This is a genomic window from Ectobacillus sp., from assembly GCF_056992975.1.
Genome location: NZ_JBXKMX010000112.1, coordinates 1 through 4,026, shown reverse-complemented (window position 1 = coordinate 4,026; position 4,026 = coordinate 1). Strand labels below are relative to the sequence as shown.

General features: G+C 39.6%; 5 protein-coding genes. All 5 read right to left on the bottom strand.

The window, feature by feature from the left end:
• Positions 1 to 402: class I SAM-dependent methyltransferase (locus AC11ZT_RS05825; protein ID WP_484058701.1), on the bottom strand; the 402-nt coding region annotated here is incomplete at its 3' end.
• A gap of 172 nt (positions 403 to 574) precedes the next feature.
• On the bottom strand, positions 575 to 1,660 hold the full coding sequence (locus tag AC11ZT_RS05820) for a glycosyltransferase family 4 protein (RefSeq protein ID WP_484058700.1): 1,086 nt from the start codon (positions 1,658 to 1,660) through the stop codon (positions 575 to 577).
• Complete coding sequence (locus AC11ZT_RS05815; protein ID WP_484058699.1) at positions 1,657 to 2,412, bottom strand: class I SAM-dependent DNA methyltransferase; 756 nt, start codon at positions 2,410 to 2,412, stop codon at positions 1,657 to 1,659. Before AC11ZT_RS05815 ends, AC11ZT_RS05820 begins: the two co-directional genes overlap by 4 nt.
• Complete coding sequence (locus AC11ZT_RS05810) at positions 2,409 to 3,542, bottom strand: DegT/DnrJ/EryC1/StrS family aminotransferase (protein ID WP_484058698.1); 1,134 nt, start codon at positions 3,540 to 3,542, stop codon at positions 2,409 to 2,411. The genes AC11ZT_RS05815 and AC11ZT_RS05810 overlap by 4 nt, the downstream gene beginning before the upstream one ends.
• Positions 3,539 to 3,976, bottom strand: a complete 438-nt coding sequence (locus tag AC11ZT_RS05805; protein ID WP_484058697.1) for a cupin domain-containing protein — start codon at positions 3,974 to 3,976, stop codon at positions 3,539 to 3,541. Before AC11ZT_RS05805 ends, AC11ZT_RS05810 begins: the two co-directional genes overlap by 4 nt.
• Positions 3,977 to 4,026: the final 50 nt, after the last annotated feature.

Below are 4,026 nucleotides of genomic sequence, written 5' to 3'. Positions count from 1 at the left end.
ATATTCGTGGTCACCATCAATAAATAAAGCTGCTATTGATTTAGGACAATCACTATAGGCTTCCGTACTATACTTTTTAATTGGAATGACACTACCTTCTAGTCCTTGATTCTTTATATTATCCCAGAAAGTATCAAAATAATTTCCATAATAAAATTGGTTATCTGGTACAAATGGGTCAATGGCATAAATCGGACGCTTTTTTGTACTCATTAAATAACTTCCAAGACCTAATGCAATTGTACTCTTTCCTTTATATGAACCGATTTCAACTATATCTCCGTATAGATGGTCAACCAGTGAAGGTAAATGTAATAATGCAAATTGTTCAGAATGGTCCAACCATCCTTCAATACTTGCAACAATTCTTAGTAGTTCATTTATACTCTTATTATTTTCCATATTTAAAATGTCCCCTTCTCGATGTTATCCTTATAAAAAAATAGCGAAGGTAACCCAGAAACATAAGACCCTCCCTAATTTGTTAATGAATTATTATATACGGTAGTATACAGCGATGGTTCCAACCATGTAGAGAAATTTCTCTAGAACCCATAATCCATGTTCCACCTATCTATGAAGTAGTCATATGTTCCACAATTTCCAGCAACCGTTTGTTAAACTGTACTTCTCCCCAAAGGGCAGCGCGTTTTTTCCCTTTTTCCACCAGACTTCGACACAACTCATCATCCGTCCATAGCCGCTTTACGCAATACGCAATTTCATTTACGGATTCAGGATTAAAAAGTAAAGCTGCATCACCAACCTGATCCGGAATTCCATAAATAGATGACGTTGCTGCTGGACATCCCATAACAAATGCCTCCAATGGTGGAATATTCGTTGGACCAAAAAACGTAGGCATCACTATAGCTCGTGCTCGTCGGTAAAATTCAGGAATATCTTGATTAGGAACATGGCCAATCAAATGAACGTTCGTTCCTAAATTCAGCTCTTCTACACATTGCAGAACCTTTTCATAACCATTGTGCTTCGATCCGACCAATACCAGGTGAAGATCCGGAAGTTCTTCTTTTAACAGGTCTATAGCAGAAATTAGCCCTACGTGATTTTTATGTTGCCAAAAATGCGCTGGATAGAAAATAAATTTAGGAGGAAGCTTGTATCTGTCATCGAAATCAGAGATAGTTTCAAATTTATAAATATATTTGGGGGGGATGTAAGGTAAAATGAAAATTTGATCATCAGGTAACCCATAACATTCCTGAACATGCCTTTTCCCCACTTCTGAGTCTACCAATACACCTTTTGTATACCTGCAAATATTTAGATAACTCTCCTCCCGCAATTCATATTCACCGTTTTCTGATACCTCTGGGAATCTTTTTTCATATCGATGCATTAAATCATGAATAGTAGAAAGCACGGGAACAGGTTTTTGATAACCCAAGCTCTCTTGAGACGGAAAGATCCATAGATCACATGGGTAGTTCTCAAACAATCGGTCTATTGTGGGAGTATGCACTTTCATGCATGAATAGGACTTAAGCCCCTTCTCCCAAAATTGGTGCATGTAATGGACAACAACCTCGAATCGTTCCAGGGGAAAGGAGGCAACAGCGTCAAGTATATTAAGATTATATTGGTAGGTGCCGCCATATTCAGGTGTACAGCTTAGAAACAATCTTATTTTTTTCATAACTTTCGACCCACATAACATACATTCCATGTTTCAAATCCTGGAAGATGCCCTGTCATAAATTCGAAGCAATCATCCAACTGGATTCCAGCCCTTTTCAGCATTACCTCGATTTCAGGCAAAAACAGGTAACGAATCCGATGGGACTCTTTAATTTCTTCAACAGTGTCTTTATGTTTATCTTTCACGAATATATGATAATGAACGTCGACTACATTTTCATTTTCATATATGAACGGTTGTGCAATTCGGGTGACAATTATATTATCGTCTGTCAATTCCTTAAGGCGAACAGATGGACGCTGGGTAAGCACAGCAGGACCATACCAGCAATCAAAAATAAATATCCCTCCCTTACCAAGATGCTTAGAAACATTTTGAAAAACAAGCTGCAAATCTTCATTCTTATGAAAATAACACATGACATGAAATAAAGAAATGGCAGCATCAAAGACTTCAGGTAAGTTCAGAGTACGTAGATCACCAAGCTGAAAATGCAGACATTCTGGAATTTCAGACTTTTGTGCAATAGCTAGCATGGCTTGACTACTATCCACTCCAAGCACTTGATATCCTTGCTGCGCAAGCAAACTTGCATGCTTCCCTGTACCACAACCGAGATCAATTACGGTTGTCGCTCCCGGATTATAACGTTGAATACATTGATCCACAAAGTTTGCTTCCGCGGTGTAATTTTTATCCCGATATAATAAATTGTAATACTTGGAATAAGAGTTGCCGAAGACATTCATTGAATATCTTCCCCCCCTATAATTGTTTTTAGTGCATTCGTAACAAGTATCCTTTGCTCGGCTGTGAGTGCTAATCCGCTCGGGATATAAAATCCCCTCCGTGCAAGCCGTTCAGCAACAGGATAAGACTCCTTTGAAAATAGCCCCATTCGGCGGAATATCGGCTGCTCGTGCATCGGCCAAAAAAAAGGACGTGTTCCGATATATTTTAGCTCCAGCCGCTTCATCATTTCATTTGCATCAAAAGGAACCTCATCCTTCAGCACAATTCCATAGACCCAATAAATATTGTCCGCATAACTATTGAATTCTAGCGGTAGTTGAAAACATCCAATATTCGAAAGCAAGGCCATATAGTGCTTTCCAGTTGTTTGCTTGCGCTGGATGATATTATCAATCTGTTCGAGCTGGGCTAAACCAACCGCAGCCTGGAGATTTGTCATACGAAAGTTATGCCCCAATTCTTCATGTACAAATCGATTCTTCGGACTAAAACAAAGATTACGCATAAAGGAACAATGCTCTGCCAGCTCCTCAGAGTCCGTTAAAACCATCCCGCCTTCTCCAGTCGTGATATGCTTGTTCGCATAAAAACTAAACGTGCTTATATCCCCCATGCTACCGCAAAATCTTCCTTTATAGGTTTGCCCAATCACCTCAGACGCATCTTCTATTACTTTCAAGTGATATTTTTCTGCCAACTGGAGCACCGGATCCATATCGACCGGAAGACCATAAATATGAACAACCATTATTGCCTTTGTTTTCGAGGTGATTTTCATCTCGATTTGTCTCACATCCATATTCCATGTAACCGGATCGCTATCCACCAATACTGGTACACATCCTCGGCGTATAATTGCTGCAACGCAAGATATGATTGTAAAGGCAGGAAGGATAATTTCGCTTCCCTGATCCAAATTCAAAGCAGCAACAGCCAGTTCAAGCGCAGCAGTACCGTTACAAACAGCGATTGCATATTTCCTTCCAACATAAGCAGCCATTTTTTGCTCGAATTGCTTCACAAATGGGCCTTCACTAGAAATCCATCCGGACTTTATGCTTTCTATCAAATAGTTTATTTCGTTTCCATTCAATAGAGGTTCATTAACTGGGACAGGTTTGTTCATGGCTCATCCTTCAGAATGGTCCGTTCAGAGGAAATTCCAGAAAACCTTGTTTTATCTTCTGACTCGGCATACGGGCCTTGCTTTACTTCGATTATTTCCGCGTCTTCTAGCACCTCGAATCCGTGGCCTCCGGCTGCAAGCAGAATCGTGTCTCCTGCTGTAAGCAGGACACTTTCCAGATAATTCTGCTCTTCATCGTAAAAATCTACTCGAAGCTTCCCTTTTTTTATAAAAAGCACTTCTTGTGTATATTGAACTTCTCGGTGAACCAAGTGATGTACATGAGGCTGAATTATTGTTCCTGAGGGGTGATTCAAAAAAGCCAGCTGCTGAGAAAAATAATAAGGGGTAACAAAGTGAATCCCTGGTTTGAAAAAATTCTTCGAGATAATAATTGCAAGAAGACGCTCTTTACATATGATTTCCCGTACCAAGCATCTCACCTCTAATACTATAAGATATGATAAGATATGTTTAGGACTGG

Bases quoted from the DNA above. Each gene is read 5' to 3' on its own strand.
- AC11ZT_RS05820 (WP_484058700.1), bottom strand. From the start codon at position 1,660: ATGAAAAAAATAAGATTGTTTCTAAGCTGTACACCTGAATATGGCGGC.
- AC11ZT_RS05815 (WP_484058699.1), bottom strand. From the start codon at position 2,412: ATGAATGTCTTCGGCAACTCTTATTCCAAGTATTACAATTTATTATAT.
- AC11ZT_RS05810 (WP_484058698.1), bottom strand. From the start codon at position 3,542: ATGAACAAACCTGTCCCAGTTAATGAACCTCTATTGAATGGAAACGAA.